The sequence below is a fragment of the Leucobacter sp. GX0328 genome (genome assembly GCF_053567315.1).
On record NZ_JBSGPC010000001.1, the window covers coordinates 46,069 to 60,305 of the forward strand.

Here is a 14,237-nt window from a genome sequence, read left to right on the forward strand (position 1 = left end):
GACGAAGCAAACCGGAGAGGCGGAGCGGCCGATGACCGACACCTACGATCTGATCGTGCTGGGCGGCGGGCCCGTGGGCGAGAACATCGCCGACCGGGCGGTGCAGGGCGGCCTCACCGCGGTCGTCGTGGAGGCCGAGCTCGTCGGTGGCGAATGCTCGTACTGGGCCTGCATGCCGTCGAAGGCGCTGCTGCGCCCGATCCGAGCGCTGCAGGCTGCGCTCGACGTCGCCGGCAGCGCGGAGGCCGTCACGGGCGCCCTCGGCACGGCGGCGGTGCTCGAGCGGCGCGACGACTTCACGAGCCGCTGGTCCGACGACGGGCAGGTCGATTGGCTGCGCGGCGCGGGCATCGACCTCGTGCGCGGGCACGGCCGCATCGCGGGCGAGCGCGAGGTCGCCGTCGCCGACGAGTCGGGCGAGGAGACCGTGCTGACCGCGCGGCGGGCGGTCGCGATCGCGACGGGATCGGACGCCGTCATCCCGCCGATCGCCGGCCTGCACGAGGCGAACCCGTGGACGAGTCGGGAGGCGACGAGCGCCCACGAGATCCCCGAATCGCTGGTCGTGCTGGGCGGCGGTGTCGTCGGAGTCGAGATGGCGACGGCGTTCGCGGGGCTCGGCTGCCGGGTCGTTCTGATCGCGCGCAGCGGGCTGCTCGGCGGCTTCGAACCGTTCGCGGGCGAGGAGGTGGCGCGCGGCCTGCGGGCCGCGGGCGTCGACGTGCGGCTTCGCACCGAGACGCAAGAGGTCGAGCGCACGGACGACGGCGTCGTCGTCACGGTCAGCGGCAGCGACCGTGAGAGAGACAGCAGCAACGGTGAGCGCCGCGCCGAGACCGAGATCCGAGCCGCTGAGATTCTCGTGGCGACCGGCCGGGCGCCTCGCACCGGCGATATCGGGCTCGAGACGATCGGGATCGCGGCCGGCGGCGAGCGCGGCACCTCGCTCGAGACGGACGACACGCTGCGCGTGGCGGGCGTCGACTGGCTGTACGTCGTCGGCGACGCGAACGGCCGCGCACCGCTGACGCACCAGGGCAAGTACCAGGCGCGCGCCGCGGGCGATGCGATCGTGGCCCGCGCACGGGCCGATCAGGGCGACCGGGCCGACCAGCAGGGCGCCCGGCTCGACGCGGCATGGGTATCGACGGCCGCGACGGCCGACCACGGCGCCGTACCGCAGGTGGTGTTCACCGACCCCGAGGTCGCCTCGGTCGGGCTCACCGAGGCCGCGGCGCGAGACGCCGGGCACCGCGTCACCGCGGTCGATGTCGAGTTCTCGTCGGTCGCGGGCGCCGCCCTGCACGCGGACGGCTATCGGGGCCGGGCCCGCATCGTCGTCGACGACGAGCGCCGGGTGCTGCTCGGGGCGACGTTCGTCGGCCCGGACGTCGCCGAGCTCGTGCATGCCGCGACCGTCGCCGTGGTCGGCGAGGTGCCGATCTCGCGGCTCTGGCATGCGGTGCCGGCGTACCCGACGCTCAGCGAGGTGTGGCTGCGGCTGCTCGAGAAGTACGGGCGGGGCTCCGCGCGATGATCGAGTTCCGATCGGTATCGAAGACCTTCGCCGACGGCACGACCGCGGTGCACGATTTCAGCCTCGTCATCCCGGCCAGGCAGACGACCGTGCTCGTCGGTTCGTCGGGCTGCGGCAAGACCACGCTCGTGCGCATGATCAACCGCATGGTCGACCCGACGTCGGGCGTCGTCGAGATCGACGGTACGAGCGTGCAGGGCAGGGATCCCGTGGCGCTGCGCCGCAGCATCGGCTATGTGATGCAGAACTCCGGGCTCATGCCTCACTTCACCGTCATCGACAACGTCGCGACGGTGCTGCGGTTGAACGGAGCGACGAGGCGCGAGGCGCACGCTCGTGCGCGCGAACTCCTCGACACGGTCGGGCTCGATCAGGGGCTCGCGGGCCGCTATCCGAGCCAGCTGTCGGGCGGGCAGCAGCAGCGCGTCGGTGTCGCCCGCGGTCTCGCCGCCGACCCGAACGTCCTGCTGATGGACGAGCCGTTCGGCGCGGTCGACCCGATCGTGCGGGCCGAGCTGCAGCAGGAGCTGCTGCGGCTGCAGCGCGAGCTCGGCAAGACCGTCGTCTTCGTCACCCACGACATCGACGAGGCGTTCCTGCTCGGCGATCGCATCGTCATCCTCGACACCGGTGCCCGCATCGTGCAGCAGGGCACGCCGAGCGAGATCATCGCGAACCCCGCCGACGACTTCGTGGCGGCCTTCATCGGCGCAGATCACGGGAAGCGCGAGCTGAGGCTCGAGCGCACCCCTCACGGCACCATCGTCGTCGACGCGGCCGGGCGCCCGCAGGGCGTGCTCGCCGAGGGCGGCGCGTGACATGAACTGGATCATCGAGAACGTCGGGCTCATCGTCGAGCTCGCCGCGGTGCACCTGCGGCAGAGCCTCATCGCACTCGTGCTGGGAGTGGCGCTCTCGATTCCGCTCGGACGCATCGCCTGGCGGTATCGGCTCGTGCGCGGGCCGATCATCGTGCTCACGGGGCTGCTGTACACGATCCCTTCGCTCGCGCTGCTCATCCTGCTGCCGGCAATCGCGGGCTACTCGGCGCTCAGCGAGACGAACCTCATCGTCGCCCTCACGATCTACGCCGTCGCGATTCTCGTGCGAGCGGTCGCCGACGGCCTCGATTCGGTCGATGAAGACGTGCGCCGTTCCGCGACCGCGACCGGGTACGGGGCGACGCGGCGGTTCTGGGCGGTCGAGTTGCCGCTCGCAGGCCCGGTGATCCTCGCCGGGGTGCGCATCGCGGCAGTGAGCACGATCGCGCTCGCGACCGTCGGCATTCTCGTCGGCGTGACGAACCTCGGCTACCTGTTCACGAACGGGCTCGACCGGCGCCTCATCGAGGAGGTCTTTGCCGGCGTGCTCGCGACGGTCGTGCTGGCACTGCTGGTGGACCTCGCGCTCGTGCTGCTCGGCCGTCTGCTCCTGCCCTGGCAGCGAGCGCACCGCCCCGGCCGCTCCCCCGCGCGGGCCGCCCTCGGAGGCGCCGCATGAACCTCTTCGCCGATGCTCTCGCCTGGCTGCTCGCCCCCGAGCAGTGGACGGGCGCCTATGCGCTGCCGGTGCTGCTCGGCCAGCACATCGCCTATACGGCGGCCTCGATCCTCGTGGCGGCGCTGATCGCCGTGCCGGCCGGCTGGGTGATCGGGCATACGGGGCGCGGCCGCGAGATCGCCGTCGCGGTGTCCGGGGCCGCGCGCGCCGTGCCGTCCTTCGGGCTGCTGATCCTGCTCGTGCTGCTCTTCGGCGTGCTGCAGGTGCCCGCGGCCGCCCTCGCGACGTTCGTGCTGCTCGCCATCCCATCGCTGCTCGCCGGCGCCTACACGGGCATCGAGGCGATCGACCGGCGCGTGATCGATGCCGCCGTCGCCACGGGCATGACCCGCTGGCAGGTGTTCTGGAAGGTCGAGTTCAGGCTCGGGCTTCCATTGCTCCTCGGCGGGCTGCGCGCGGCGACGCTGCAGGTCATCGCGACGGTGACGATCGCCGCCTACGTGAATCTCGGCGGGCTCGGCTGGCCCATCATCCAGGGCATCCCGCTGCGCAGATTCGACCAGGTGCTCGCGGGCGCCCTGCTCGTCGCACTGCTCGCGCTCATCGTCGACCTGCTGTTCGCGCTCGCCCAGCGCGCCGCCGTCCCCGCGGGGCTCGCGCCTGCGCCCCGTGCACGCCGTACCGAAGCCACTGTCTGAACCGATCGAAGCGAGGATCACCATGACCACACATCGCACCACCCGTCGCACCGGCCTGCGCAGCTTGGCGGCGCTCGGCTCGGCCGCCGCGCTCGCCCTCGCGCTCAGCGCCTGCGGGTCGAGCAATCCGCTCGACGAGACCGCAGCACCCGAAGCCTCGAGCGATTCGGGCACCATCGTCGTGGGGTCGCAGGCGTACTACTCGAACGAGATCATCGCCGAGATCTACGCGCAGGCCCTCGAGAACGACGGCAAGACGGTCGAGCGCAAGTTCAATATCGGGCAGCGCGACGCGTACATGCCCGATGTCGAATCGGGAGCCATCGGGCTGTTCCCGGAGTACACGGGCAACCTGCTCGAGTTCCTCGAGGGCGAGACGTCGTCGACGAGCCCCGAAGACGTGTACACCGAGCTGCAGCAGGCCCTCCCCGAGGGCCTGGTGGCGCTCGACTACGCCGAGGCGAGCGATCAGGATACCTACACGGTACTGAAGTCGTTCGCCGATGAGCACGGGCTCGCCTCAATCGCCGACCTCGCGCAGGTCGACGAACCGCTCACCGTCGGTGCGGCGCCCGAGTTCGAGCAGCGCCCGTACGGCCCCGCGGCCGCGAAGCAGGCGTACGGCGTCGACCTCGCCTTCTCTGCGACCGGCCCGACGACGCTGGAGGCGCTGCAGGGCGGCGTGGTGCAGGTGGCTGATATCTACTCGGCCGACCCGGCGTTCGAGTCGGGCGAGCTCGTCGCGCTCGACGACCCGAAGCAGCTCATCCTGTCGTCGAACGTCGTGCCGATCGCGAGTGCGCAGGTCGCCGATGAGATCTCGGAGACGATCAATGCGGTCAGCGCGAAGCTCACGACCGAGGAGCTCGTGAAGATGAACGTGCGGAGCACGGCCGACAAGCAGCAGCCGGCCGAGATCGCGAAGGCCTGGATCGAAGCCAACGGGCTCGTCTGACTCCGGCGTAGTTCTCAGAAAACTCTCGCGCGCTCGGGTTGCGCGCCCGGCGATACTCCTGTTATAAAAAGTAAGACACTTCATAAACTACTTACTGAGTGTCTTACTTAATAATCAGTTTATTCGAGCTTCGATGGGAGTCATCATGAGCGCAGCAGACAAGATCTCGGCCGGGATGGACAAGGTCGCGGGCAAGACGGAGGAGATCATCGGCAAAGCCACCGGCGACGACGGGAAGGTCGTCGCCGGCAAGGCCAAGCAGGCGAAGGGCGGGCTCAAGCAGTCGGCAGAGCACGTGAAGGATGCCGCGAAGGACGCATTCGGCAAGTAGCCGCTCGCTCGGGCGCGACCGCCCGACGGCACGAACATCACCGTACTGAAGGAGAAGATCATGGGGTTTCTGGGATTTCTACTGCTGGGTCTGATCGCGGGCGCGATCGCGAAGGCCATCCTCCCCGGCAAGCAGGGCGGCGGCTGGATCGCCACCCTGGTGCTCGGCGTTCTCGGTGCCCTGCTGGGCGGATGGCTGGGGAGCCTGCTGTTCGGCGCGCCGCTGCAGGATTTCTTCTCGATCCAGACGTGGCTCGTCGCGATCGCCGGCTCGATCGTCGTACTGCTGATCTACGGCATGATCGTGGGTCGCCGCCGGGACTGATCGCGAAGCGCCCGCGACGAGGCCCGCGGCTGCAACTCACAACATAGGGGGCGTGGGGCAGACGCCTCACGCCCCCTATGCGCGAAATCTTTCACGAACTGGGCCACGTTCCGACTGGCCCAATTCGCAAAGCTCTACACTGGAGATTCGAAATGACGTTGATCGTTGCAGACCGATATCGCCCCGAATCGGCTGTGCGCCCACCGGCATGGACTGAGGTAGAACCCGGCTTCTGGGCCGGAAACGACGCCGGCGAGTTTCTCGGCACGATCGAGTCGAGAAATGGCCGCTTCGTCGCTTTCGACGCAGTGCACCGCCACCTCGGAGAATTCGCAACACTCGCCCAGGCGCAGACCCGGGCCGCGGGCGCATCCCGCGAATAAGCCGCACCGGAGGGCCTGATGCCGCAGAAGATCGTTCGCCACGAGCAGGAGCATCTGTACGCGACTCCCCCGCGCAGCGATGCGGGGAAGGATCTCGCCGCGGCGGTGCTCCATCTGCGCCGAGCGCAGCACCAGCAGGAGCAGCGCTGGATCACCTCGTCGACGCTGTCGAATCTCGATCTGCGCGCCCTGCGCTACCTCGTGCAGGCGCAGCGCGACGACCGCAGCATCGGAGCGAAGGCGCTCATCATGATGCTCGGCACATCGAGCGCAAATATCACGAACGTGATCGACCGCCTGGTGAAGCGCGGCTACGTCGAGCGCGTGAAGCACCCGACCGACCGTCGCGCCAGCATTCTCGTACCGACGGAGGCGGGCGTCGAGCAGATCGACCGCGCCATCGGGGCCCACCATGCGCGACTGGTCGAGCAGATCGACCGCTTCGACGACGCCGAAGCCGAGACCGCCGCAGCGGTCATCGCGCAGATCGCCGACGCACTCGACGCCCTCGCCGCCGAACAGGCCGAGAGCGCCGAGTAGCGCGCTGCGAACGCCGCGTTACTTCTCGGGAGTGGTCTTCTGCGTCGTATGCTTCGATGCGCTGCGGTTCGCGAAGAGTCCGCGCGACCTCGAGATCCGGTAGTCGATGCGGTCGTCGACGTAGCTCTCGACTTCGGGCAGGTCGCCGAGGGTGTTCGCCCAGTGCGACGTGATGTGCTCGGTCACCCGTTCGAGGCGCTGCCTGCGTTCGAAGCGTTCGAGCACCTGGTCGTCGATGCGCAGCGCCTTGATCGTCGCGACGCCCATGAGGATGAGAATCACGCTGAACGGCAGGGCCGTCGCGAGTGCGGCGGCCTGCAGCGACTTCAGCCCGCCCGCGAGCAGCAGGGCGATCGCGACGGCGCCCTCGAGCAGCGACCAGAGCACGCGCGACCAGGTCGGCGGGTTGGGGTGGCCGCCCGAGGCGAGCATGTCGACGACGAGCGAGCCGGAGTCCGATGAGGTGATGAAGAAGATGGCGACGAGCAGAATGCCGATGACGGAGAAGATGGTGCCGAACGGCAGGTCGCCGAGGATCTTGAACAGCACGCTGTCGACGTTCACCTCGCCATCGGTGACCAGATCGCCCTCGCCGAAGAACTGGCGGAAGATGCCGGTGCCGCCGAGCACCGAGAACCAGAGCATGCCGACGAGGGTGGGCACGAGCATGACGCCCGCGATGAACTGGCGGATGGTGCGTCCGCGCGAGATCCGCGCGATGAAGATGCCGACGAACGGCGACCATGAGATCCACCAGCCCCAGTAGAAGATGGTCCAGCTCTCGAACCAGCTCGTCGCCTCGCCGCGCTGGAAGGCGCCGACGTCGAACGTCATGCCCATGAAGTTCGCAAGGTAGACCCCGATCGACTCGGTGAAGTTCTGCACCAGGAAGAGGGTCGGGCCGAGCAGCAGCAGACTGACGAGCAGCAGGCCGGCGAGCGAGAGGTTGATGTTCGACAGCCACTTCATGCCGGCGCCGATGCCGCTGATCACCGAGAGCATGGCGAGCAGCGACACGATGATGATGAGCACGACCAGGATCGTGTTGTCGACGCGGTCTACGATGCCGATCTCGGCCATGCCCGCCGAGATCTGCTGCACGCCGAGGCCCAGGGAGGTCGCGACGCCGAACATCGTGCCCAGCACGGCGAGGATGTCGATGATGTCGCCCGTCCAGCCCTTCACGCGCTCGCCGAAGAGCGGCTCGAGCGCCCAGCGGATGGAGACGGGGCGCCCGCGGCGGTGGATCGCGTAGGCGATCGCCAGACCGATGACCGCGTAGATCGACCACGGGTGGATGCCCCAGTGCACGAAGGTCTGCGCCATGGCGAGCCCGGAGATCTCGGCCTGGTCGCCGCTCCAACCGGGCTTCGGCGAGACCGTCGCGTAGGTGAGCGGTTCGCCGACGCCGTAGAAGACGAGCCCGATGCCCATGCCCGCGGCGAAGAGCATGGAGAACCACGAGAGCAGGCCGAACTCGGGCGTATCGTCGTCGCGACCGAGGCGGATGCGGCCCAGGCGCGAGAAGCCGATGAAGGCCGCGATACCGATGAACAGAGCCACCGCGAGCATGTAGTACCAGCCGAGGTTCGTGACGATCCAGCCCTGCACCGCGCTGAACGTGCGCTCGGCACTGTTGGGGAGCAGGATCGCGAACGCCACGAGGGCGACGATGACGATGAGCGCCGGCCAGAAGACGCGCGGTGAGATCATGCCGCGACCGATGTGCACGCCGTGCGTGCGCAGCTTCGCGCTGATCCGCTCGTCGCTGTCGTCGTCGGCGATCTGCACGGCTTCGTGCAGATGCACGGTCTCCGGCAGGTCCGGATGGTCCGGGAACGCCTGGAAATCGGTGTGCTCGTCTGAGCTCACAAGTATCAACTCCGTCATTTCGGGTCAGCAGTTACCACGTTCCACACTGGGTGCGGGGTCGCGCCATTGCAAATGCGATGAGTCTGCAATGCGCACGGTGCATGCGTCCAGGGATCATCGGTCGAGGCTCTCCGCAGGTAGCCGGGAGATCCCCGACCCTACTCGAACGCGTCAGCGCCCATGCCGGCGATGTACATCGCCTGAGCGACGTGCTCGAGCGCGTCGAGCGACATGCTCGTCATGCGCGTCGCGAGCGAGACCGGCGGGTCCCACCGCTCGTCGACGATGCGCGAGAGCTCGGCCTCGTCGAGCGACTCGAGTACGGCGATCTGCGCGTCGATCACGGCGATGAGGTGGTCGATCAGCAGGTCGGCATCGTCGCATACGATCTGACGGGCGCGCTCGGGGCTGTGCCCGTAGCCGTGCTCCCCCGGTTCCACCGCGAAGCCGAACCGGTCGGCCATGCCGTCTCGCACCCATACGGTCTCGCCGCCCGTGATGTCGGCGAGCTGCTCGTCGATCTCGCGAGCCGAGTGCCACAGTAGCCAGGCGATCGAGTTGTCGTGGTGCGGGTGGGCGTTCAGCAGCTCGGGCGTCAGGCGGCCCCGCAGCATCTCCGCAGCGAACTTCGGCCGGCCGGCGACATCGATGAGTACCTCGAGAGCGTTCATACCCGCCACGATAGGCCTTCGCGCCGACATCCGCGAGAGGGCGAGGGCGCCCGTCACGGCACGACGATCAGCTTGCCGCGCGTGTGCCCGGTCCGGCTCGCGCGGAAGGCGTCGGCGACCCGCTCGAGCGGAAACACTTCGGCGATCTCGACCCGCAGCTGCCCCGATTCGGCGAGGGCGGCGAGCCGCGCCGTCTCCGCGCCGTCGGGGCGCACCCAGATCCATCGCCCGCCGTGAGCGGCGACGGTCGGGTCGGCGACCGAGACGTGCGGGCCGCCGTCACGCAGCACCGCGAGCGTCGTCTCGAGCTGGCCGCCCACGAAGTCGGCGACCGCATCTACCGGGCCGCCGGCGAGGGCGATGACGCGTCCGGCGAGGCCGTCACCGTAAGCGACGGGTGCGATGTTCAGGCGTTGCAGGTAGTCGTGATTGCGCTCGGAGGCCGTGCCGATGACGCGGGCGCCGCGGCTGACCGCGATCTGGGCGGCGAATCCGCCGACGCCGCCCGCCGCCGCATGTACGAGCACCGTGCGGCCCGTGACATCGCCGAGCCCATCGATCGCGCGCAATGCGGTGCCGCCGGCGAGCGGCAGCCCGGCCGCCTGCTCCCACGAAAGGCCCGCGGGTTTGCGGGCGACGGCATGCGCCGAGACCGCGATGCGCTCGGCGAAGGTGCCGTGCTGCAGCACGTCCTTGCGGGCGTAGGCGAGCACCTCGTCGCCGACGGCGAACTCGGGGGTATCGGGGCCGAGCCCGATCACCACGCCGGCCACGTCCCATCCGGGAATCACCGGAAAGCTCGCGTCGATCATGCCGTCGAGGCCGCCCGCCATGAGTTTCCAGTCGACCGGGTTCACCGCAGCGGCGCGCACCTCGATGAGCACGCTGCCCGCCATCAGCTTCGGTTCGGCGACCTCGCGCACCTCGACGGTGTCGAGATCTTCGCTGTAGCGGTCGTAGACGGCGGCTCGCATGGGCGCACTCCTTCGGTTCGGCCTTCTCTTCCCGTGAACGTATCGCCGGCACCCGCTATTCCGCGACGACGTCACGGGCATCGGCCGCTTCGCGATCCCTATGGCACTGCAGTGTGCACTGTTACTGTGTGCATATGAGCCGAGCGGGCGAGCATAGCGGTCCCCCGATCGCGCGCACTCCCTCGGGAAGCGTGCGCGGAGTCTGGGAGTATGCGAGCCCCGGTGCCGATCCGAATGCCGATGCGGTAGGCACCGACGTCGCGGTGTTCCGCGGCATCCCATATGCGGAGCGACCGACCGGTGAGCACCGGTACGCCGCGCCCAGGCCTCGGCGCCCGTGGGAGGGCGTGCTCGAGGCGACACGGTTCGGGCCGACGCCGATGCGCGGCCACGTGGGCATGACGCTGATTCCCGAGGAGTCGATCGCCGGCGACGACATCCTCAGCGTGAACGTGTGGACGCCGACGCTCGACCCCGACGCCGCACTGCCGGTGCTCGTCTGGATCCACGGCGGCGGGTACCTCTCGGGGTCGCCCGCGAGCCCCTGGTACGACGGCCGCGCCTTCGCACGCGACGGGGTGGTGCTCGTGACGCTGTCGTACCGGCTCGGGTTCCGCGGCTTCGGGTGGATCGAGGGCGCCGTACCGAACCGCGGCGTGCTCGACTGGGTGTGCGCCCTGCAGTGGGTGCAGGGTCACATCGCCTCGTTCGGCGGCGACCCGGGGCGCGTCACGATCGGCGGCCAATCTGCGGGCGGCAGCGCGGCGCTCACGCTGATGGGGGTGCCGTGCGCCACCGGCCTCTTCCACGGCGTGTGCGCGATGTCGCCCGCGATCGCCGATGCGTCGCTCATTGCTGCGAAGGATCGGGGCCGACGTCTCGCGAAGCTCGCCGCGGTGGCGCCCGACGAGGCCGGCTTCCTCTCCATCCCCGAGTCGCGGGTGCTCGAGCTGCAGCGCAGGGTCGCGTCGCCCGCGATGCCGCACCTGCTGCACGATCTGCACGAGCTGCTGCGCGAGGGGCTCATGATCGGCCCGGTCGCTGACGGCGAGGTCGTGCTGAGCGACGTCGAAACGGCCGCGTCCCGGGGGTCGAGTGCCGGCGTGCCGCTCGTGATCGGCACGGCGGACGACGAGCTGACGGGCCTCTTGCAGCCGGGCGGGCCGCTCGAGCACCTGCCGCGCCGCATGCTGCTGCGCGTACTCGGCGCATCGTCGCAGTCGGCCGCGCACTGGCTCGAGCACCCGCGAACGGGGGCGTTCACGAGCACCGCCGTGATGCTCGGCCGCTATGTGACGGATGTGTTCTTCCGCTCGTGGGTGCCGCGCATCGCGGCGACCCGCGAGCAGACGCCCGAGGCGGGCCCGACCTGGAGCTACCGCTTCTCGTGGCATGGCGACACCCCACCCTACGCAGGGCACTGCATCGACATCCCGTTCGTCTTCGATCGGCTCGACGCCCCGGGCGTCTCGGCCGTCGCGGGCCCGGCTCCGCCGCAGCGGCTGGCGGGCGCGGTGCACGGGGCGATCGTGCGGTTCAGCCGCGACGGCTACCCGGGGTGGCCGCGCGACACCGACGGCGACGGGCCGAGCCGCATCTTCGATGTTCCGCTGCGCGACGAGGCCGACGCCTACGCCTCGGCCCGCATGGTGCGGCCGGAGGAGGCCGCAGTCGCAGTCGCCGAACCACCGGTGCCGGAGGTCGGGGCGGCGGCCGAGCAGCCGAAGCTCCGGGCGCAGTAGGCCGGTCAGCCCGCGCGCCCGGAGGCCTCCCGCAGCAGCCCCTGCAACTCCGCTTCGAGGGGCGGCACGCGCGGGTCGGTGACGAAGCCGTCGCCGCGCGCGATATCGCGGCTCACCCGCACGTCTCCGATGAGCGGGCCCGGTTCGCGCGGCAGCACCAGCACGCGGTCGGCGAGCCGCACCGCTTCGCGGATGTCGTGGGTGATGAGCAGAATGCTCCAGCCGTTCTCGCTCCAGATCTTCAGCAGCCACTGCTGCAGTTCGTCGCGGGTGATCGCGTCGAGGGCGCCGAACGGTTCGTCGAGCAGCAGCACGGGCCGATCCTGCACGACGGTGCGCAGGAACGATACGCGCTGCCGCATGCCGCCCGACAGCTGGCGCGGGTAGAGCCGCTCGGTGCCGGCGAGACCGAAGGGCTCGAGCAGCTCGCCGACGCGCGCCCTGGCTTCGGCGCGACGGAGGCCCGCGACCTCGAGCCCGATCGCGGCGTTGTCGACGATGCGCCGCCAGGGCAGCAGCACGTCGCTCTGCGGCATGTAGGCGAAGGGGCGGCGCGGGCCAGCGACCGCTTCGCCCGCGATTCGCAGCTCCCCCGCATCGGGAGCGAGCGACCCGGTCAGGATCGACAGCAGTGTCGATTTGCCGCTGCCGCTCGGCCCGACGAGCGCGACGATCTCGCCGGCTGCGACCTCGAGCGACACGTCGGCGAGCACCCGCCGACCGCCGAAGCTCTTCGCGATGCCGCGTACCTCGAGGCTCCCCTGCCCGGGTCGCGTGCGGGCCGACGTCAGGGATCCCTGTCGTACCATGCCGGCCCCGCTCATCGGGCGCCCCTCCGTTCGATGCGCAACCATGGCACGCAGAGGCGCTCGATGAGCGCGACCGTGCCGTAGAGCCCGAGCGTGAGCACGGTGCTCACGACGACCGCGGCGAGCACGAGGTCGGTGCGGAAGACGTTCTTCATGGTGAGCATGTAGACGCCGAGGCCAGAAACAGCGCCCGCGTACTCGGCGAAGATGGCGCCGACGACGGCGTAGGTGATCGAGATGCGCAGCGATGAGAAGAAGGAGTCGGTCGCGGCCGGGAGGCGCACCATGCGGAAGATCTTGCCCCGGTCGGCCCCCATCGAGCGCAGCAGATGCTCGGCCTCGGGGTCGGCCGACGCGAAGCCGCGCAAGAACCCGACGACCATCGGGAAGAAGGTGACGAACGCGACGAGCAGCACCTTCGGCAGCAGACCGAAGCCGAACCAGAGCACGACGAGCGGGGCGAGCGCGATGAGCGGCAGCGTCTGGCTCGTGATGAGGAGCGGCAGGAGCGCGCGGCGCATGACGAGCGAGAAGTCGAGCAGGGTCGCTGTGATGAACGCGACCGTCACGGAAAGGGCGAAGCCGGTGAGCGTCGCGGTGAGGGTCGGGATGGCGTGGTGCAGCAGCACGTCGCTCTCGGCTGCTCCGGCGGCGGCGATGCGGGTGGGCGCGGGCAGCATGTCGGCGGGCACGAGCTCCGCGGTCGAGACGGCCTGCCAGATCGCGAGCAGCGCGACGAAGGCGAGGATCGGCGGCACGATGACGCCGGCCCTCGCCCGCCCGCGCGGAAGCGTGGCCGCTTCGCTCACCCGAGGTACTCGTCGGTGTAGTACTCGCTCCAGTCGGGCTGCTCGGTGAGCTTCTCGCCGTTCGCATCGACGAGGAAGCCGCCGTCGAGCAGGAAGGCACCGAACTCGTCCCAGAAGGCGGGGTTCGCGGCCCCGATCTCGAGCCCGTCGGCCCGGAAGTAGCCCTCGTCGGCGATGAGTTGCATGCTCGCGCGCACGAGTTCCTTCGACTTGCCGAGCGTGTCGGGGTTCGCTTTGAGGAGCAGTTCTGCCGCTTCGGCGGGGTGCTCGTCGGCGTAGGCGTATCCGCGGGCGATCGCCTGCACGAAGGCCTTGGCCTCATCGGGGTGCGCGTCGAGGTAGGCCTCGCTCGAGACGATGCCGCCGCCCTGCTGGTCGGGCACCCCGAAGTCCTGGTAGCGGAACTCCTGGTACGGGTGGCCGTCGAGGTCTGCCTGTACGTTCTCCCATGTCGAGACCGAGAGCGTGAAGTCGATGCGGCCCTGCGAGAGCGCCTCGTAGGCGCCGGTGTCGAGGGCGACCTCTTCGAAGTCGCCGGTGCCGCCGTCGCCCTCGATGGTGCCTTTCGCGAGGGCGGTGTAGAGCGGGGCGCCGAAGCCGCCGAAGACGAGGCCGTCGAGGTCCGCGGGGCGGGTGATGTTGTCGCGGCCTGCGAGGGTGACGATGCGGCCGGTGTCGGTCTGGGTGGTGCGGTAGACCGAGACGAGGTCGAGGCCCGAGGTGCGGCCCATCTGCACTTGCGACTGGCCGCCGATGCCGAAGTCGGCTTCGCCCGCGGAGACGAGCTGGGTCGCCGAGGTCGAGCCGTAGGGCAGAATCTCGACCTCGAGGCCGGCGTCTGCGAAGTAGCCGAGTTCGTCGGCGACGTAGAGGCCGACGTGGCCGGTGTTCGGTGCCCAGTCGAGCGCGAAGGAGACCTTTGCGAGGTCGCCGCCCGGGCTCGATGCATTGGTGGTGTCGCCTGAGCTGCTCGCGCAGCCGGTGAGCGCGAGCGCTCCGGCGGCGAGGGCCGCGATGGTGGTGCGGGTCGCGATGGTGTCGGTCGATGATCGATGAATAATGGTGCGTCGCATGAAAGCGTGCCCTTTCGTG

At 69.8% G+C, this 14,237-nt stretch carries 15 protein-coding genes; 9 read left to right on the top strand and 6 right to left on the bottom strand.

The window, feature by feature from the left end:
* The first annotated feature begins 31 nt into the window (after nucleotides 1–31).
* From ACUYTF_RS00225 to ACUYTF_RS00260, 8 genes are all read left to right on the top strand, one after another.
* Nucleotides 32–1,537, top strand: a complete 1,506-nt coding sequence (locus ACUYTF_RS00225) for a dihydrolipoyl dehydrogenase family protein (protein ID WP_449279157.1) — start codon at nucleotides 32–34, stop codon at nucleotides 1,535–1,537.
* Entirely contained in the window at nucleotides 1,534–2,355 is an 822-nt protein-coding gene (locus tag ACUYTF_RS00230) for an ATP-binding cassette domain-containing protein (protein ID WP_434141618.1), read from the top strand. Before ACUYTF_RS00225 ends, ACUYTF_RS00230 begins: the two co-directional genes overlap by 4 nt.
* Nucleotide 2,356: 1 nt before the next feature.
* Nucleotides 2,357–3,037 (top strand): ABC transporter permease, encoded by a 681-nt coding sequence (locus tag ACUYTF_RS00235; RefSeq protein ID WP_449279158.1) that lies wholly within the window; start codon nucleotides 2,357–2,359, stop codon nucleotides 3,035–3,037.
* Entirely contained in the window at nucleotides 3,034–3,735 is a 702-nt protein-coding gene (locus ACUYTF_RS00240) for an ABC transporter permease (protein ID WP_449279159.1), read from the top strand. Before ACUYTF_RS00235 ends, ACUYTF_RS00240 begins: the two co-directional genes overlap by 4 nt.
* Nucleotides 3,736–3,757: 22 nt before the next feature.
* The gene (locus ACUYTF_RS00245; protein WP_449279160.1) at nucleotides 3,758–4,690 is read left to right on the top strand and encodes an ABC transporter substrate-binding protein; all 933 of its coding nucleotides are present in this window, start codon (nucleotides 3,758–3,760) and stop codon (nucleotides 4,688–4,690) included.
* 145 nt (nucleotides 4,691–4,835) lie between these two features.
* On the top strand, nucleotides 4,836–5,021 hold the full coding sequence (locus ACUYTF_RS00250) for a CsbD family protein (RefSeq protein WP_434141614.1): 186 nt from the start codon (nucleotides 4,836–4,838) through the stop codon (nucleotides 5,019–5,021).
* Nucleotides 5,022–5,081: 60 nt separating this feature from the next.
* On the top strand, nucleotides 5,082–5,345 hold the full coding sequence (locus tag ACUYTF_RS00255) for a GlsB/YeaQ/YmgE family stress response membrane protein (RefSeq protein ID WP_434141613.1): 264 nt from the start codon (nucleotides 5,082–5,084) through the stop codon (nucleotides 5,343–5,345).
* A 401-nt stretch (nucleotides 5,346–5,746) separates the two neighbouring features.
* A complete protein-coding gene (locus ACUYTF_RS00260; RefSeq protein ID WP_449279161.1) occupies nucleotides 5,747–6,268 on the top strand; it encodes a MarR family winged helix-turn-helix transcriptional regulator in 522 nt (173 codons plus the stop codon).
* Nucleotides 6,269–6,286: 18 nt separating this feature from the next.
* On the opposite strand, the gene ACUYTF_RS00265 is transcribed toward ACUYTF_RS00260, so the two are convergent.
* The 3 genes from ACUYTF_RS00265 to ACUYTF_RS00275 form a co-directional block, all read right to left on the bottom strand.
* Nucleotides 6,287–8,140 carry a BCCT family transporter gene (locus ACUYTF_RS00265; protein WP_449279162.1) on the bottom strand — a complete coding sequence of 618 codons (1,854 nt, stop codon included), beginning with the start codon at nucleotides 8,138–8,140 and terminating at the stop codon, nucleotides 6,287–6,289.
* 158 nt (nucleotides 8,141–8,298) lie between these two features.
* Nucleotides 8,299–8,811 carry a DinB family protein gene (locus ACUYTF_RS00270; protein ID WP_434141610.1) on the bottom strand — a complete coding sequence of 171 codons (513 nt, stop codon included), beginning with the start codon at nucleotides 8,809–8,811 and terminating at the stop codon, nucleotides 8,299–8,301.
* 53 nt (nucleotides 8,812–8,864) lie between these two features.
* Nucleotides 8,865–9,785 (bottom strand): NADP-dependent oxidoreductase, encoded by a 921-nt coding sequence (locus ACUYTF_RS00275; protein WP_449279163.1) that lies wholly within the window; start codon nucleotides 9,783–9,785, stop codon nucleotides 8,865–8,867.
* Nucleotides 9,786–9,919: 134 nt separating this feature from the next.
* On the opposite strand from ACUYTF_RS00275, the gene ACUYTF_RS00280 reads away from it, so the two are divergent.
* Entirely contained in the window at nucleotides 9,920–11,527 is a 1,608-nt protein-coding gene (locus ACUYTF_RS00280) for a carboxylesterase/lipase family protein (protein WP_449279164.1), read from the top strand.
* A 5-nt stretch (nucleotides 11,528–11,532) separates the two neighbouring features.
* Here ACUYTF_RS00280 and ACUYTF_RS00285 read toward each other — a convergent pair whose 3' ends face one another.
* Genes ACUYTF_RS00285 through ACUYTF_RS00295 form a run of 3 tightly spaced genes read right to left on the bottom strand, consistent with a single transcriptional unit; the run spans nucleotide 11,533 to nucleotide 14,218 of the window.
* On the bottom strand, nucleotides 11,533–12,351 hold the full coding sequence (locus ACUYTF_RS00285; RefSeq protein ID WP_449279165.1) for an ABC transporter ATP-binding protein: 819 nt from the start codon (nucleotides 12,349–12,351) through the stop codon (nucleotides 11,533–11,535).
* The gene (locus ACUYTF_RS00290) at nucleotides 12,348–13,145 is read right to left on the bottom strand and encodes an ABC transporter permease (RefSeq protein WP_449279166.1); all 798 of its coding nucleotides are present in this window, start codon (nucleotides 13,143–13,145) and stop codon (nucleotides 12,348–12,350) included. The genes ACUYTF_RS00285 and ACUYTF_RS00290 overlap by 4 nt, the downstream gene beginning before the upstream one ends.
* Nucleotides 13,142–14,218, bottom strand: a complete 1,077-nt coding sequence (locus tag ACUYTF_RS00295; RefSeq protein ID WP_449279167.1) for an ABC transporter substrate-binding protein — start codon at nucleotides 14,216–14,218, stop codon at nucleotides 13,142–13,144. The genes ACUYTF_RS00290 and ACUYTF_RS00295 overlap by 4 nt, the downstream gene beginning before the upstream one ends.
* Between the last annotated feature and the right edge of the window lie 19 nt (nucleotides 14,219–14,237).

Excerpts from the sequence above, each read along its gene's own strand:
- ACUYTF_RS00225 (WP_449279157.1), top strand. The coding sequence starts at position 32 with ATGACCGACACCTACGATCTGATCGTGCTGGGCGGCGGGCCCGTGGGC.
- ACUYTF_RS00230 (WP_434141618.1), top strand. The coding sequence starts at position 1,534 with ATGATCGAGTTCCGATCGGTATCGAAGACCTTCGCCGACGGCACGACC.
- ACUYTF_RS00235 (WP_449279158.1), top strand. The coding sequence starts at position 2,357 with ATGAACTGGATCATCGAGAACGTCGGGCTCATCGTCGAGCTCGCCGCG.
- ACUYTF_RS00240 (WP_449279159.1), top strand. The coding sequence starts at position 3,034 with ATGAACCTCTTCGCCGATGCTCTCGCCTGGCTGCTCGCCCCCGAGCAG.
- ACUYTF_RS00245 (WP_449279160.1), top strand. The coding sequence starts at position 3,758 with ATGACCACACATCGCACCACCCGTCGCACCGGCCTGCGCAGCTTGGCG.
- ACUYTF_RS00250 (WP_434141614.1), top strand. The coding sequence starts at position 4,836 with ATGAGCGCAGCAGACAAGATCTCGGCCGGGATGGACAAGGTCGCGGGC.
- ACUYTF_RS00255 (WP_434141613.1), top strand. The coding sequence starts at position 5,082 with ATGGGGTTTCTGGGATTTCTACTGCTGGGTCTGATCGCGGGCGCGATC.
- ACUYTF_RS00260 (WP_449279161.1), top strand. The coding sequence starts at position 5,747 with ATGCCGCAGAAGATCGTTCGCCACGAGCAGGAGCATCTGTACGCGACT.
- ACUYTF_RS00270 (WP_434141610.1), bottom strand. The coding sequence starts at position 8,811 with ATGAACGCTCTCGAGGTACTCATCGATGTCGCCGGCCGGCCGAAGTTC.
- ACUYTF_RS00275 (WP_449279163.1), bottom strand. The coding sequence starts at position 9,785 with ATGCGAGCCGCCGTCTACGACCGCTACAGCGAAGATCTCGACACCGTC.
- ACUYTF_RS00280 (WP_449279164.1), top strand. The coding sequence starts at position 9,920 with ATGAGCCGAGCGGGCGAGCATAGCGGTCCCCCGATCGCGCGCACTCCC.
- ACUYTF_RS00285 (WP_449279165.1), bottom strand. The coding sequence starts at position 12,351 with ATGAGCGGGGCCGGCATGGTACGACAGGGATCCCTGACGTCGGCCCGC.
- ACUYTF_RS00295 (WP_449279167.1), bottom strand. The coding sequence starts at position 14,218 with ATGCGACGCACCATTATTCATCGATCATCGACCGACACCATCGCGACC.